The organism is Pseudoduganella sp. UC29_106 (genome assembly GCF_044055365.1).
GTDB lineage: Bacteria > Pseudomonadota > Gammaproteobacteria > Burkholderiales > Burkholderiaceae_D > Rugamonas.
The window spans coordinates 1,148,917-1,163,657 of sequence record NZ_CP171977.1 but is presented as its reverse complement, the minus strand read 5'-3'; the positions used below and the strand labels follow the sequence as shown (position 1 = coordinate 1,163,657).

General features: G+C 64.0%; 10 protein-coding genes and 3 pseudogenes. 10 read left to right on the top strand and 3 right to left on the bottom strand.

All coding sequences use genetic code 11. The features are described 5' to 3' along the window. Positions 1-168: 168 nt before the first annotated feature. A pseudogene (gene dusA, locus ACHMW6_RS05995) lies at positions 169-1,120 on the bottom strand (tRNA dihydrouridine(20/20a) synthase DusA). A gap of 308 nt (positions 1,121-1,428) precedes the next feature. Here dusA and ACHMW6_RS05990 point away from each other — a divergent pair. From ACHMW6_RS05990 to ACHMW6_RS05945, 10 genes and pseudogenes are all read left to right on the top strand, one after another. Then, positions 1,429-2,154, top strand: a pseudogene (locus ACHMW6_RS05990) (DUF4861 family protein); the annotation flags it as partial. Further along, entirely contained in the window at positions 2,081-2,623 is a 543-nt protein-coding gene (locus tag ACHMW6_RS05985) for a DUF4861 family protein (protein WP_395408546.1), read from the top strand. The pseudogene ACHMW6_RS05990 and the gene ACHMW6_RS05985, both read left to right, overlap by 74 nt. Then, a complete protein-coding gene (locus tag ACHMW6_RS05980) occupies positions 2,620-2,946 on the top strand; it encodes a hypothetical protein (RefSeq protein ID WP_395406219.1) in 327 nt (108 codons plus the stop codon). Before ACHMW6_RS05985 ends, ACHMW6_RS05980 begins: the two co-directional genes overlap by 4 nt. An 89-nt stretch (positions 2,947-3,035) precedes the next feature. Continuing rightward, entirely contained in the window at positions 3,036-3,809 is a 774-nt protein-coding gene (locus ACHMW6_RS05975) for a rhamnogalacturonan acetylesterase (RefSeq protein WP_395406218.1), read from the top strand. Between the two features lie 113 nt (positions 3,810-3,922). Continuing rightward, positions 3,923-5,218, top strand: coding sequence for a family 43 glycosylhydrolase (locus ACHMW6_RS05970; protein WP_395408545.1), 1,296 nt, complete (start codon positions 3,923-3,925; stop codon positions 5,216-5,218). Further along, positions 5,202-5,540: a GDSL-type esterase/lipase family protein gene (locus ACHMW6_RS05965; protein WP_395406217.1), complete on the top strand. Its 339-nt coding sequence runs from the start codon at positions 5,202-5,204 to the stop codon at positions 5,538-5,540. The genes ACHMW6_RS05970 and ACHMW6_RS05965 overlap by 17 nt, the downstream gene beginning before the upstream one ends. Then, a pseudogene (locus tag ACHMW6_RS05960) lies at positions 5,503-5,949 on the top strand (sugar-binding domain-containing protein); the annotation flags it as partial. The gene ACHMW6_RS05965 and the pseudogene ACHMW6_RS05960, both read left to right, overlap by 38 nt. Before the next feature lie 37 nt (positions 5,950-5,986). Further along, complete coding sequence (locus ACHMW6_RS05955) at positions 5,987-8,500, top strand: DUF4982 domain-containing protein (protein WP_395406216.1); 2,514 nt, start codon at positions 5,987-5,989, stop codon at positions 8,498-8,500. Beyond that, positions 8,497-10,026 (top strand): TonB-dependent receptor plug domain-containing protein, encoded by a 1,530-nt coding sequence (locus tag ACHMW6_RS05950; protein ID WP_395406215.1) that lies wholly within the window; start codon positions 8,497-8,499, stop codon positions 10,024-10,026. The genes ACHMW6_RS05955 and ACHMW6_RS05950 overlap by 4 nt, the downstream gene beginning before the upstream one ends. Then, a complete protein-coding gene (locus ACHMW6_RS05945; RefSeq protein ID WP_395406214.1) occupies positions 9,921-10,805 on the top strand; it encodes an outer membrane beta-barrel family protein in 885 nt (294 codons plus the stop codon). Before ACHMW6_RS05950 ends, ACHMW6_RS05945 begins: the two co-directional genes overlap by 106 nt. A gap of 23 nt (positions 10,806-10,828) precedes the next feature. On the opposite strand, the gene ACHMW6_RS05940 is transcribed toward ACHMW6_RS05945, so the two are convergent. Then, the gene (locus ACHMW6_RS05940; RefSeq protein ID WP_395406213.1) at positions 10,829-13,354 is read right to left on the bottom strand and encodes a glycosyl hydrolase 115 family protein; all 2,526 of its coding nucleotides are present in this window, start codon (positions 13,352-13,354) and stop codon (positions 10,829-10,831) included. A gap of 16 nt (positions 13,355-13,370) precedes the next feature. Then, positions 13,371-14,726 carry a glycoside hydrolase family 105 protein gene (locus tag ACHMW6_RS05935; protein ID WP_395406212.1) on the bottom strand — a complete coding sequence of 452 codons (1,356 nt, stop codon included), beginning with the start codon at positions 14,724-14,726 and terminating at the stop codon, positions 13,371-13,373. Between the last annotated feature and the right edge of the window lie 15 nt (positions 14,727-14,741).

Genomic DNA, 14,741 nt, shown 5'->3' with positions numbered 1-14,741 from the left:
AAAAACACGCAAACGTTATTTCTTTGGTGAAAGTGTTGTTGTGCCGAAGGAATGATGGGAAACCCAAAGCAGAGGCTGGTGTCCGCCACGATGTGGCAGACACCTGTTCGGAGTCAGCGGCCTTAACCAGGTGTCAGCCACATCGTGGCTGACACCAGCCTTTCCGGTTTAAGCAGCGAGCGGAGTCCGGCTAAGCGCTTCGAGCAGAAGCTGGGGATCGCCGGCGGCGAGTTTGCGGGAGTCGGAGAGGGTCTGGCGGAACTGGCGCGCGCCCGGCATGCCGGCCAGCAGGCCCAGCATATGACGGGTAATGGAATTCAGCTTCAGCCCCTCGGGCCTTCGCTTGCCAGTTGCGCAGCTATATAGGAATCATCGCGCGCAGCACTTCCTCGCGCGTCTTCTGCGGAGCGCTGCTGCCGTAATAGCGCTGGTCGAAGGACGCCATCAGGTAGGGATTGTGATAAGCCTCGCGGCCCAGCATCACGCCATCCACGTGCTGCAGGTGCGCGTCGATTTCCTCGACGGTCTTGATGCCGCCATTGATCAGGATCTCGAACTGCGGGAAATCCTTCTTCAGCTGATAGGCGTATTCATACTTCAGCGGCGGGATCTCGCGGTTCTCTTTCGGCGAGAGGCCCTTCAGGATCGCATTGCGGGCATGGACGATGAAGGTCGTGCAGCCGGCTTCCGCCACCGTGCCTACGAAATCGCGCACGAAATCGTAGCTCTCTTCATAATCGATGCCGATGCGGTGCTTCACGGTGACGTCGATATCCACCGCGTCCTTCATCGCCTTCACGCAGTCGCGCACCAGTTCCGGCTCGGACATCAGGCAGGCGCCGAAAGCGCCCTTCTGCACGCGCTCGGACGGGCAGCCGCAATTGAGGTTGACCTCGTCGTAGCCCCACTTCTCGCCCAGCTTTGCGCTGGTAGCCAGGTCCGCCGGATCGGAGCCACCCAGTTGCAGGGCGACCGGGTGCTCTTCCTCGTTAAAGCGCAGGTGGCGCTCAACATCGCCGTATACCAGGGCGCCCGTGGTCACCATTTCCGTATAGAGCCAGGTGTGCTGGGAAATGATGCGGTGAAAGTGACGGCAGTGACGGTCCGTCCAGTCCATCATCGGCGCGACAGACAGGCGGCGGCCTCGCGGCGCGGCGTTGTCATTGGCGGCTTCAGAAGTCGGAATGGTCATATCGTCAATGTCCTTCATCGGGGCTGCAGTATTATACAGGCACCCGCGTTTTGGGTCAGGCACGAAATGCTACATCGAGCTCGCTTTGCAAGCGAGCTCATGTAGCATTTCGTGCCTGACCCGAAAACCAAAACTGTATCTGCTCATTTACATGATTAATGATCCTGTCTCCGTTGACTGTCCATGCGTGAAATTCAATACTCGAAGCGCCTTTATGACTACAACAACGAGAGACCATGCAGACCAAAGCCCTCCTTCTCTTCCTCGCGGCCGCCGGCTGCGCCCAGGCTGCCGAGCGCCTGACCATTACCGCGAGCCATGACCTGGCGCAGGCGCGCCCTTCGGAAACGATTTCCGTGCCGTGGGCGGAAGTGAACCGCGCGCTGCCGGGCGCCCTGCTCCAGCAGATCACGGTGCGCGATGCAAAGGGCAATGTGCTGCCCTACCAGGTTACCAATGTGCTGCCGGAAGCGAAAGACCCTGAGGGCAAGGGCATCGCCTACGGCGAGTTGATTTTCCAGCATGATTTCGCGGCGGGCGAGCATAGCGCCACCTTCACCGTCGAAAAGAGCGGCTCGCTGACTGCGCCCTTCCCTTCCAAAGTGTTCGCCCGCTACGTGCCGGAACGGCTGGACGATTTCGCCTGGGAGAACGACAAGGTCGCCCACCGCACTTACGGCCCCGCCCTTGGCGCCCCGGCAGCGCCGGGCAGCGACAAGGAAGTGCTGGTCACCAGCGGCCTCGATATCTGGTTCAAGCGCGTCAGCTATCCTATCGTCGACCGCTGGTACAACAAGGGCCATGACCACTACCACAAGGACGAAGGCGAGGGCATGGACATGTACAACGTCGGCCGCTCGCGCGGCGCCGGCGGCATCGGTATCTGGGATGGCAAGGCGCTGTACACGGGCCGCAATTACGCCAGCTGGAAGGTGTTGGCCAATGGCCCGATCCGCGCCATCTTCGAACTGTCGTATGACAGCTGGGATGCCGCCGGCGCCAAGGTGTCTGAAAGTCAAGCGTTTCACCGTGGACGCTGGCCATTACTTCGACCAGATCGACAGCACCTTCACATTCTCCGGCGCGCCCCGCCTCACGGCCGCGCTGGGCCTGAACAAGAATCCGACAGACAAGGGACAATCACCTGTCGTCGCCCCCGCCCGTGGCGCCGGTTCGCTGAGCCAGTGGGTCGAGCAGAAGAGCAATGGCGCCTTTGGCGTCGCCGTCATCGTGCCCTCGGCGTCGGGCTACGCGGAGGACTCGCTCAATGAGCTGATCACCGCGCCCGTGGAATCCGGCAAGCCGCTGCGCTATTACATTGGCGCCGCGTGGAGCCGCGGCAGTCCATACGCCAGCAAGGCCGCCTGGGACCAGTTCATCGCCGCCGAAAGCGCGCGCGTTCGCTCGCCAATCAAGATCGAGTTGAAATGATGTTCACGCGTGCCCATCTCTCCGCCGCCCGCCCGAGGTCCGACGCCCCGCAGCCGCCAGCGGCATCGCGCTTGCCGCGCGGCGTCCACCAGGCCTGCGCCGCGCTGCTGGCCATCTGCGCAGCAGCCAGCGCTGCCGCGTCGCCGACGACCGACACCTGGCATTTTGACTTCGCCCCTGCCGCGCCGGCAGCTGCGCCGTCGGCCGCGCCGAAATCCGCCCGCGCCACGGTCACGCCCGACCAGACATACTCCCGTCGCGCGGCTACGGCTTCGAACCCGGCGCCGCTCCCCAAGGCGGCAAACCGTACTACTTCTCTGTAGACCTCCCCGAAGGCAACTACAGCGTCACAGTAAAACTCGGCGGCACTGAAGAAGCAACGACCACGGTCAAGGCTGAACTGCGCCGGCTGATGCTGGAAAACGTGCACACCGCCGCCGGGAAAACGGCCACCAAGACCTTCACGGTCAACATCCGCACGCCACGCATCGCCGCGGTGAAAGGCGTTGAAGCCGGCGAAGTCAAACTGAAGGCGCCGCGCGAAACCGTGCAGGAAGCCTGGGCCTGGGACGAGCGCCTCACGCTCGAATTCAATGGCAGCAACCCGTCGGTGCAGTCGATCGATATCAAGCCGGTAAAGTCACCGACCATCTTCCTGCTCGGCGACTCCACCGTTTGCGACCAGCCTGGCGAGCCGTATAACAGCTGGGGCCAGATGCTGCCGCGCTTCTTCAAGCCAGGCATCGCTGTTGCCAACCACGGCGAATCCGGCGAAACCTACCGCGACTCGCTGCAGCGCCGCCGGCTGGACAAGATCCTGAGCGTACTGCGCCCCGGCGACACGGTGCTCATGCAATTCGGCCACAACGACCAGAAGCAGATCAAGGAAGGCAAAGGCGGTCCCTTCACCACCTACAAGGACGAAATCAAGGCTCACGTGGACGCCATCCGCGCTCACGGCGGCATCCCGGTCATCATGTCCTCGATGGAACGCCGCAATTTCGACGCCAACGGCAAGGTCGTTCCGTCCCTGATCGACTACGCCAATGCCGCGAAACAGTCCGCGCAGGAACTAAAGACCGCCTTCATCGACCTGAACGCGATGAGCAAGCCGTTCTACGAAGCGCTGGGACCGGAAAAATCGAAAGCCGCCTTCGCCGCGCCCCGCACCGGGCAAAATCGATAACACCCACCACAACAACTACGGCAGCTATGAGCTGGCCAAGCTGGTAATCAAGGGCATTCGCGACAACAAGCTGGCCGCCGCGCGCTACATCGACACCGAGGTCCCGGCACTCGATCCGGCGCGTCCGGACGCGGTCGAGAAATTCGCCGTCCCGGCCAGCCCCGGCGCACCGGGTAAGCGTTCCGCTGGGCGACGAAACCAACGCCGCCAACAACGCCGGCACCGCCTGGCTGTTCGCCTACTTCACAGGCAACGGCGAAGATGGCCTGCACTTCGCCACCAGCACCGACGCCTACAACTGGACCAGGGTCGCCGGCGGCCGCAGCTTCCTTACGCCAAAAGTCGGCAAATCGAAGCTGATGCGCGATCCCTGCATCGTACGCGGCCCGGACGGCACCTACCACATGGTCTGGACCTCCGGCTGGAACGAAAACAATATCGGCTACGCCTCCTCCAAAGACCTGATCAACTGGTCCGAGCAGAAGGAATTGCCGGTAATGGCGCATGAAAAGGAAGTGCTGAACGCCTGGGCGCCCGAAATCGCCTACGACGACAAGCGCGGCGAATTCCTGATCTTCTGGGCTTCCACCGTGCCGGACAAATATCCGGCGCCAGCCGAGTCCCCGGAAGGCAAGTACAACCACCGCATGTATTCCACCACCACGAAGGACTTCATCACCTTCACGCCCACGAAGCTGTTCTACGACCCCGGATTCAGCGTGATCGACGCCACCTTCCTGCGCGCGGACGGCCGCAACTACCTGCTGGTGAAGGACGAAACCCGTGTGCCCGCCCACAAATACCTGCAGCTCGCCGAAGCGCCCGACCTGCAAGGCCCCTTTGGCCAGTTGAGCAAACCTATCACGCCTCCCGGCGTGTGGGTGGAAGGCCCGACCGCGATCAAGGCCGGCAGCGAATACCTGGTCTACTTCGACGCCTACAAGGACAAGCACTACGGCGCCATGCGCTCGCGCGACCTCGTGAACTGGGAAGACGTCAGCGACAAGATGCGTTTCCCGGACGAGGGCACGGCCCAGCGCATCCGCCACGGCACCGTGATCGCCGTCCCGGCCGGCGCCGTCGCGCAATTGCAGGCTGCAGCCGGCGGCGCGACCACGGCCGCCAGTCCGCAGAATTACGAAGCGCGCGTTCCCTACCAGACCTACTTCAACGATTATCTCGCCCTGCGCAAGGGCCGCCAGTCGGACATCATCTTCATCGGTGACTCCATCACCGAGCAATGGCGCTGGGGCGCCGGCGGCCCGCTGTGGCAGCAGCGCTTCGAAGACCGCGCCTTCGACTTCGGCCTGGGCGGCGACAAGACCCAGCACGTTCTGTGGCGCCTGCAGAACTTCGACCTCTCTTTTCGTCAAACCGAAAGTGGCCGTGCTGATGATCGGCACCGATAATATCGGCGACACGCCGGAGGAAATCGCCGGCGGCGTGCATTCCGTGATCGCTGCCACGCAGCAGAAATTCCCGGGCGTGAAAATCATCCTGTGCAGCATCCTGCCGAACGCCCGCGCCACCGACAAGATGGCGGCAGCGAACAAGCTGCTCCTGCCGCTGGCGGACCAGCGCAATGTGTTCTACCTGGACCTGGCGTCGAAGTTCACGCCTGAAGGCGACAACTGGAAAGGCCTGAGCCGCGACAAGCTGCACCTGACCGCAGAAGGTTACGCCAGCTGGGCCAATGAGCTCGAGGCGCTGCTGCCAACCGTTCTCCACTAACATGATGACACCTCGCTCACTCGCCATCGCAACATTGCTGGTGGCCGGCGCCGCACACGCAGCGCCCGCACAGCGCGCCGTCTACGACTTCAACCCCGGCTGGCGCCTGTTCGTCGGCGATCCGGCAACCGCCAGCCAGCACGGCTTCAACGACGCCGCCTGGAAGCCCGTCACCCTGCCCCGCGCCTGGAACGAGGACGATGCCTTCCACAAGGATATTGCCGACCTCACTACAGGCATCGCCTGGTACCGCAAGACCTTCCGGCTGCCGGCCGGCGCTATCGGCGGCAAGATCTTCCTTGAGTTCGAAGGCGTGCGCCAGGCCGCCGAAGTTTTCGTCAACGGCAAGGCGCTGGCCCTGCACGAAAACGGCATCATGGCCTTCGGCGTCGATATCAGCGATGTCGCACAGGCTGGCGACAACGTGATCGCCGTCCGCACGGACAATGCCTGGGACTACCGCGGAAAAGGCCACCGGCCAGCGCTACCAGTGGGCGGACAAGAATTTCAACGCCAATTACGGCGGCATCCCGAAGAACGTACGCCTGCACGTGACGGGCAAGCTGTATCAGACCCTGCCCCTGTATTCCTCGCTCGGCACCACCGGCGTCTATATCTACGCCTCGGACTTCAACGTGCCCGCGCGCACGGCCAGCATCCACGCCGAATCGCAGGTGCGCAACGAATACGCGCAGCCGCGCACTTTCAGCTACGAGGTGAAAATCCTCGACCGCGAGGGCAAGGCCGTGGCGGCCTTTTCCGGTCCGAAGCTGACACTGGCCGCCGGCGCCACCGGCACCGTAAGCGCAGCAGCCAGCGTAGGCAGGCTGAATTTCTGGAGCTGGGGCTATGGCTATCTTTACGACGTGGACACCACGCTGAAGGTGAACGGCAAGCCGGTGGACACCGTGCGCACCCGCACCGGTTTCCGCAAGACCGAATTCGGCTCGGGCATGGTCAGGCTGAACGACCGCGTGATCCAGGTGCACGGCTACGCCCAGCGCACGTCCAATGAATGGCCATCGGTCGGCATGTCCGTGCCGCCCTGGCTCAGCGACTACAGCAACCGGTTGATCGTCGAAGGCAACGGCAACCTGGTGCGCTGGATGCATACCACGCCGTGGAAGCAGGATATCGAATCGCTGGACAGGCAAGGCATCATGCAGGCCATGCCCGCCGGCGACGCCGAAGCCGATGTCACCGGCCGCCGCTGGGAGCAGCGCATCGCCGTCATGCGCGACGCGATCATCTACAACCGCAATAGCCCGAGCATCCTGTTCTACGAATCCGGCAACCGTGGCGTGTCCGACGAGCATATGCAGGAGATGAAGGCCTTGCGCGACCAGTACGATGCGCACGGCGGCCGCGCGTCCGGCAGCCGCGACATGCTGGGCAACCGCACTAACGAATACGGCGGAGAAATGCTGTATGTGAACAAGAGCGCGCGCCAGCCTTTCTGGTCGATGGAATACTCGCGCGATGAAGCCCTGCGCAAGTACTGGGACGAATTCTCGCCGCCGTTCCACAAGAACGGCGACGGCCCGCTCTACAAGGGCCAGGACGCCAGCGTCTACAACCGCAACCAGGATACGCACGCTGTCGAGAATGTGCTGCGCTGGTATGACTATTACGCCGAGCGGCCCGGCACGGGACGTCGCGTGAACAGCGGCGGCGTGAACATCATCTTCTCAGACACGAATACCCATCACCGCGGCGCCGAGAACTACCGCCGCAGCGGCGAGGTGGACGCCATGCGCATCCCGAAGGATGGCTACTTTGCCCACCAGGTCATGTGGGACGGCTGGGTGGACGTCGAGCGGCCGCGCGCCCACATCATCGGCCACTGGAATTACGCGCCCGGCACGCGCAAGACCGTCAATGTCGTATCCAGCGCCGACTCGGTAGAACTGTTCCTGAACGGCCGCTCGCTGGGCCGCGGCGCAAGAAGCGCCGGCTTCCTGCACACTTTCGCGGACGTCGCCTACGAGCCGGGCGAGCTGAAAGCCGTCGGTTACGGGGCGGACGGCAAGCCAGTCGCCCGGGCCGCGCTGCAAACTGCCGGCGCCCCGGCTGCGCTGCGCCTGAGGGCGATCACCGGCCCGGCGGGCATGCGCGCCGATGGCGCCGACCTGGCGCTGTTCGAAGTCGAAGTGGTGGACGCCAACGGCCGCCGCAATCCGGTCGCCCTAAATATGGTCGACTTCAGGCTCGAAGGCCCGGCCGAATGGCGCGGCGGCATCGCCCAGGGTCCGGACAACTACATCCTGAAGACCAGCCTTCCGGTCGAGGGCGGCGTGAACCGCGTGCTGGTGCGCAGCACCACGCAGGCCGGCGACATCACGCTGCGCGCCAGCGCCGAAGGCCTGCAGCCCGCCACCGTCACGCTGCGTACCCACTCAGTCGCGCAGTCCGGCGGGCTGGCTGCGAGCAGCCCATCGGACGGCCTGCCCTCCTATCTGGAGCGCGGCCCCACTCCGCCCGGCCCATCGTTCAAGCCCTCGCGTCTATCGGTGGCCCTGACCGGCGCCACGGCCGGCAGCAATGCCGACGCCGCGGCGAAGTCGATCGACGATGACGAATCCACCGTCTGGACCAGCAGCGCCGAAGCGGGCAAACGCTGGATTTCCTACACGCTGGAACATCCGGCCACGCTGACGGCAGCCAGCTTCAAGCTGTCCGGCTGGCGCGAGCGCAGCTATCCGATCCGCATCACAGTGGACGACCAGGAAGTCTTCACTGGCGATACGCCGAAGGGGCTGGGTTACGTTACACTGCCGCTCAAACCCGTACAGGGCAGCAGCGTGAAGGTCGAACTGACCGGCGCCACGGTCGACGGCGACGCGTTGAAGATCACCGAGCTCGATCCCAAGGCCGTACGCGACACGGGCGCGAATCGCGAGCCGCGCGGCGTGCTGTCCATCGTTGAAGCAGAGTTTTACGAATCGCCCAGGAACCCATGATGAAGAAGGAAACCGGCTTTGGCATGCTGCTGCTGGCAGCGGCGGCATCAGCGGCGGCGCAGCAGGCGGTGGTGCCTGTGCCAGCCAGGGCGCCACTGAAGAAGGAAGAGGCCCGCCCGGCGCCACCGCCCGCGCCCGCGTCGCCGGCCGGCGACGAAGGCATTGCCAGCGTGACCGTGTCCGCCGAACGGCCGACCAACCGCATCGACCGCCAGGTCTATGATGTGAAGTCGGACGTATCCAGCTCGAACGGTTCGGCGGCCGATGCCCTGAACAATGTGCCTTCCGTGAACGTGGATCCGGACGGCGCGGTGCAACTGCGCGGCAGCAGCAATGTGCAAATCCTCATCGACGGCAAGCCTTCCGCCATGCTGCAGGGCGATAACCGCGGCGCGGGGCTGATGTCGATTCCCGCCGAGGACCTGGATTCCGTTGAAGTGATCAACAATCCCGGCGCGCAGTTCGGCAACGAGGCCGGCGGCGGGCCTATCATCAACCTGGTGATGAAGCGCACGCGCCGGCCCGGCGGTTCTGGCGTGGTCAATGCGAACACCGGCGTCGAAGGCCGCCGCAATGCGGCGGTTTCGGGGACTTACAACGAAGGGCTATGGGGCTACCAGGGCGGCATGAGCTATCGCCGCGACGGCCGCAACTACGATAGCGAGGCAGTCCGCGACCGCATCGATCCGCGCGACGGCAGCGTGAGCCACAGCACGCAGATGGGCACCTCGAATGGCTTGAACGATTCGCTGAGCGCCAACGGCGGCGTTACCTACAACCTGGGCAAGAACGATACGCTGGTCGGCAGCGTCACCTACCAGCACCGCAGCAACGACAACCGCTCGCAGGACCACTACCAGACTTTCGACGAGTCGGACCTGCTGGTCAGCGATTACGTCCGCAACTCCATGCGCAGCGGCACCAGCCGCAATTACGGCCTGGGCGCCCGCTGGGACCACAAGTTCGAGGCGCCTGGCGAGAACCTGAAGCTGGACTTGCGCATCACTGGTTCTAAGAACGACAGCGACAGCGATTACCGCAACATATATGCGGTGCAGAGTCCCGGCACGGTGAATTCGCGCAGCATGCAGGAGAATGACACCAACAACCGCATCTCCGATTTCACGGGCGATTATGAGCGGCCGGACGATACGGGCCTGCTGAAACTGGGCTACAAGATCTCGCAGAACCGCAACAGCTTTGACACGATCTACACGAATATCGATCCTTACACGCTGGCGGAATCGGTCAACACGATCCGCAGCAACCGCTTCCTGCTGAAGGAAAAGGTCTATGCGCTCTATGCCTCGTATCAGTTGCGGCTGAACGAGCGCTGGGGTGTGCTGGGCGGCTTGCGCACCGGTATACGGACCTGGACATCAACCAGCTCACCAGCAATGTGCAGGCGACGAACAGCTATGTGGACTATATTCCGAGCTTCTTCGCTTCCTACAAGGCAGGCGAGGAAACCAATCTCCGCTTCAGCTACGCCCACCGCATCAAGCGGCCCGCCGCGAATGACCTGAATCCCTTCATTGTGTATCGCGATGAATTCAACGTATCGTCCGGTAATCCGCAATTGCGTCCGACGCAGACGGATTCCTTCGAGCTGGGATACGAGACGAAGGTCGCCGGACTGGAAACCAACCTGCGCGGTTATTACAGCCGTGACAAGGATGCCATCCTGGAGAAGAAGTACTTCATCAGCGATACGGTGCTGCTGACCACGCGCGATAACGTGGGCGGCAGCCACGCGGGCGGGCTGGAGTTCACCATGAGCGGGAAGCTGATGCCCGGCCTGTCGCTCAATGCCAGCGCCAATCTGTCGCGCCGTGAAAACCGTTTCTACGATGTTGACGGTTCCCTGGCGCGCCGCACGGCCAATGGCTTGAGCGGACGCATTCGCCTGAATTATTCGCTGACCGATGCGGACCAGCTGCAGCTTGCCCTGCAGGGACAGGGACGCACGCTGTTCGGCCAGGGCTATCGCAAGCCCAATTCAACGGTGAACGTGAGCCTGCGCCATACCGTGTCGCCGTCACTGAACCTGGTGCTGAATGTGACCGATCTGTTTGACCAGAATCACCAGGAGACGGTGACGCAGACGTCCATCCTCGACGAACACGTGTCCCGCAAATTTGATGGACGCGTCATCTACTTCGGCCTCTCCTACCGCTTCGGAACATCCATCCCCGGCGCGGGCAATCGCGGCCAAGGCTTCGGCCCGCGCGGTGGCGGCGGCGGCCGCGGTCCCGGCGGCGGCGGCCCGGGCGGCGGCGGTGCGGGCCCTGGGGGCGACGTCTGACGCCGCCGCGTCCTCGGCACGCGTCACCGTCCCAGCGGCACGATCTCCATGCTATCCACCACCAGCCCCACATCAGCGCCATAAAGGCGCAGCGTGTGGCGGCCCGACGCAGCAACCCGCAGCGTCGTGCTGGCGACGCGATCGTTATTCAGCACACCCTGCGCCCAAGCCGCCCCGCCATCCGGCACATCCACTGTGACTGCCTGCGGCGCCTCGCCATTCAGCGCCACCGCCAGCCGCATCTGCCCGCCGCCGGCGCTGGGGAAGGTCGGCAGCATATGCACGCGCACGGCGTACTCGCCCGCCGCCAGTTCCACATCGTAATCCAGCCGCGCCGCCCCAGCCTCGCCGGCGCTCTCGCCCTTCCCACCAGCGTCCTGACCGTTGCCCTTGCCCTCGTCACCGTCCGCCCCGGCCGCGCGAGCGCCCGCATTGCGCGCGCTGGCGGCGCTACCCAGGATCGCAACTGCGCCGTCGCCGGTTCGGCCAAGCCCAGGGACACGCTCCCAGCGCGAGCCCGCACCAGCAAACTGCCGCTGAAACGCCTCCGCCTCAATCCGCATTCCACCGCGCGCGGCCAGTCCCGACGACGAGCCCGCTCCGCGCTCGAAGTCGCTGGCGGGCGGCGTCCACTTCGCGATGCGCATCGAGCGCCACTGTCCATCTGCCGGTTCGGCGGACATGATATGCCGCCACTTACCGCCGGCCAGCGCGCCATCCCAGCGCGCGGTAAGCTGCGTGAGCGCCGCGTCAGCAGCAAGCGCCGCGTCCACACGCCCGCGCTCCCCTTCAAAGAAACGCTCATTCGCCAGCGCCGAAACCAGCACCGGATACTCTACAAGCTCAAAGAACGCGTCCGCCGCCGCAGACGGCAACCGTGCGCGCACAGCCTCAACCCGCCGCCGCAGCGAAGCAAATTCCGCCAGCCGCGTCTCGACTTCGGCGGCGGACAAATCGCTGGGGCGACGCGCCTTCTTCGGCAGCCACCACTGCAAATGCTCCGGCCTGCGCGAAAAATTCAGCCGGTAGTACTCGCCCATGATGCCTGCAACGTCCCCCGCCAGCGCAGGACCAAACTCGCGCCCAGCCCACTGGCGCAGGAAAGCCAGCTGGGCATCCGAGCCCCAGCGGCCAGCATCCCACGCCAGCCGCAGGAAGAACTCCGTCCCAATCTCGGCCGGCTTCAGATCGCCAACATTGGCAATCCAGATCCTGTCCGCCCCGGAAGCGTAGGCGCGTGACATCTCTGCCCAAACAAGCGCCGGCGGCGTCGTATACAGCCAGAGATACGACAGCGGCGCACCCAAATAAGACAAGTGGTAATACACCCCTGCCCCGCCGCTGCGCGCCCGCTCCGCCGCGCCGCTGAAATTGCGGATATAGCCAAAGTTATCGTCCGGCCAGACGATGGTCACATCATCCGGCACCTGCAATCCCTGGCGGTACAACGGCAGCACCTCCTTGTAAGCGCAGAACATCTGCGGCGCCTCGGGCAGCGCATATTTCGCCAGCAGCCCGCGCTGGTCGGCGAAAATCTTCTGCAGCAGCGCCACCCGCTCTGCATCCGTCTTCGCCCCCTGCATCGACGAATCATGGATGCCACGCATTCCCAGCGTATAGATATTCTCGTACCGTCCATTGGACTGCATGCGCTCTTCCCAGTAGCGCCGCACCCCGTCCGCATTGCTCACATAGTTGTAATCCTCGTGAGGCGCCTTCCACTCGCCCACGTTATTGCGCAGCATTGGCTCGGCATGAGAGGAGCCCATGACGATCGCATATTCATCGGCCAGCGCAGCATTGCGCGGATCGGCATTGAACGGCGGCGTGCCCGGATGCATGGCAGGCCAGACCGTATTGGCCTTCAACCGCAGCAGCAGTTCGAACATGCGGCCATACGTGCGCGGGCCAATACCGCCGTTCTCAGGTTCGAAAGTCTTCGCAGCCCAGGGCTGCAAACCCCAGTCCTCATCGTTGATGAAGATGCCGCGGTATTTGACGGACGGCGGACCGAAACGGCGCGTACCGGCGCCCACGTAAAGCGCGTCCCTGCGTGCTACCGGCACGTCCGCCCACCAGTACCACGGCGAGACGCCGATTGCTTCGGAAAGTTCGTATACACCGTAAGCCGTGCCGCGCGGATCGCTGCCCGCGATGACCAGCGCACGCGGCACGCCCGGCAGCGGTGCTTCCACAGTGGTGATGATGAAGGATTCCCAGGCGCCGCGCAGCCTGGCGGCATCGAGCTTGCCTGATTTTGCCAGCGCGTCGATCAGGGCACTCTTGCCCAGCGTGCCGACCAGTACGGCCGGGCCGCGCGCTTCGTTTGCTACGGCGGGTTTGCGGCCAGTGACACGCTCCATGTCCGCCGCCAGGTCGCGTGCTGCGAGGCCGACAACCCGCGCATCCGCTGCGTCATACACGATCGCGGCGCTGGCTGCGCGCGTGGCGAGCGGAAAATCGCCGCGCTGCGCGCCGGCGTGCACCCAGTCCGCAGCGAACGACGGCAGCGCTGCGGCCAGCCAGAGCGCCGCCGCGGCGCGGCGCATGGCGGCAACGGCAAATTTACTTGCGCGTGACGAGCTGCAGCGAGCTGTCATTGATTTCGAACTTCTGCGACTTGAGCATATTGATCACTTCCGCACCTGCCAGCAGCACCGGGCCGTAACCGTGTGCCGCAAACACATTGATCGGACGGTAGTAGTAGAAGGCCGGATCGAAGCCCATGCCTGTGCCCACGCACGTGCCCTCAACCTGCCCCTTCTCGTTCACCTTGGTGGCGACGGCATTCCAGGCCAGCATTACGGTTGGTGCATAGGCAGCGCGGTCGATATAGCCCTTGTTGATCGCGCGCGCCATCGAGTAGGCGTAGATCGCAGTGGCCGAGGTTTCGAGATAACTGTCCGGACGGTCCAGCAGCTGGTGCCAGAAACCGGTACCGTCCTGGTAGGACACCAGGCCCTTCACGTGCGCGCGCAGCTGCTGCAGCAAGGCATTCCGGCCCGGATGATCTTCCGGCAGCACGTCCAGCACTTCGACCATGGTCATCACCGCCCAGCCATTGGCGCGCGCCCAGTGGAACTCAGGATGCGCGTCCATGCCCTGCACCCAGCCGTGCATATAGATGTTCTTCTGCGGGTTGAACATGCGCTGCGAGAATTGCTGGATCTGTTTGACGGATTCGTCGAAGTACTTGCGGTCGCCGGTCATCTTGCCCAGGTTGGCCCAGGCCGGAACGCCCATGAACATATCGTCCAGCCAAAGCGTGTCCGGTTGCGGACGCAGGCGGGCCAGGGTGCCGTCGCCCAGACGGTGCTCCTTGGTGCCGATGAAGGTACGGCAGGAATCCAGCAGCGGGGTTACATCCGTCTGCAGGCCGGCGCGCTTGGCCTTGATGAAGGACACGCACAGAGCCCCGATATCGTCCAGCGCGTGCGGCTCCAGCGCGCGCAGCACCGGCGACTTGGCTTGCGGGTTGGCTTTCAGGCGCGCCAGCGTTGGCTTGGCCAGGTCGGCCAGCAGGGTCACACGCTTGTTGGTGTAGTCGGTGTAGCGCTTTTCGCCGGTCGCCGCGCCGGCGGCCAGCATGCCGGCGTAAGTTACGCCCCACTCGTAGCTGGTCAGTCGGTAGTCGCCTGGCGCGAAGACGGAATTGTCATCCAGCTTGCTGAAATCCTTGATCTCCTGGTTGGTGTTCTTGTCGATCACCTTGGCCGGGGTGACCGCGTCCAGGTAATTGAACACGCGGTCCAGCACCTTGCTTACTTCCGCCACGGTCGGCGTGCCATACGGCGTTGGATAGTCCGGCTTCATCAGGTGCAGCGGTGCTGTCATGTCGTTGGCCGGCGCTTGCTGGGCGGCGAATGCGGGCAGCGACAGGGCGAGCAGGATGGCGGCCAGCAGTGGGGTCTTTCGGTTCATGCGTTCGTCTCTCTC